General features: G+C 41.0%; 2 protein-coding genes. One reads left to right on the forward strand and one right to left on the reverse strand.

Annotated elements, in window-relative coordinates; translation table 11 throughout:
• A partial coding sequence (locus tag J4D97_RS23140) for a hypothetical protein (protein ID WP_208309645.1) occupies positions 1–251 on the reverse strand: 251 nt, incomplete at its 3' end.
• Positions 252–358: 107 nt separating this feature from the next.
• On the opposite strand from J4D97_RS23140, the gene J4D97_RS23145 reads away from it, so the two are divergent.
• A partial coding sequence (locus J4D97_RS23145) for a glycosyltransferase family 8 protein (RefSeq protein ID WP_279592485.1) occupies positions 359–707 on the forward strand: 349 nt, incomplete at its 3' end.

The following is a 707-nucleotide window of genomic DNA, read 5'->3' on the forward strand; positions in this document are numbered from 1 at the left end:
TGTGTAGGTAATGCAAAGCCTTGGATAATTGTAGTGTCTAGTGCATAAAAGAATATAGAGCCACCTTTTTCAGCAACAAATGTCTTAAGAGCATCTTGATCAGGAGTCGACACCTCAGGCGCAAGCGCATGAATGGTAATGGTTGAATTAGTGTTTTGTTGAAAGATAGAGGAGAGTAAAGCATACACGAAGGGGACATAGCCCTGATCAAATGATACAGCGATATCAAGCGGCGTAGCGGTACAGTCCATATTAGTCTAGAAGTGCGAGTCTATTATTAAACGACGTTGTCTATACGCGAAGATACAGGAACGATGAGTACTAAGACTACGAAACGCCAAGAGCCATTGTAAGACAATTGCCTAAAACATCCTATTTTACACTAGCAAATTACTACCGTTTATTTTTCGCTGATTTAGTCCCTCAGCATTTAGAAAAGTTGCTATACCTGGATATTGACACTTTAGTTGTGGGTAATTTAAGTACACTTTTTCAAACCGAATTAGGTGACTTTGCTATTGGAGCAGTATTAGATACGGAGATGCACTTGCGTGCTGATTTAGGCTTAACTACGAAAAGTGATTATTTTAACTCAGGCGTTTTACTTATAAACCTCCCCCAATGGCGGCAGCAACGCGTAACAGAACGAGCTTGCGACATTGCCTTGCGCTACCCCGAAAAAGTTCAAGGTTGGGTTGATCAAGATG

The sequence above is a fragment of the Hymenobacter defluvii genome, assembly GCF_017589435.1.
Lineage (GTDB): Bacteria > Bacteroidota > Bacteroidia > Cytophagales > Hymenobacteraceae > Hymenobacter > Hymenobacter profundi.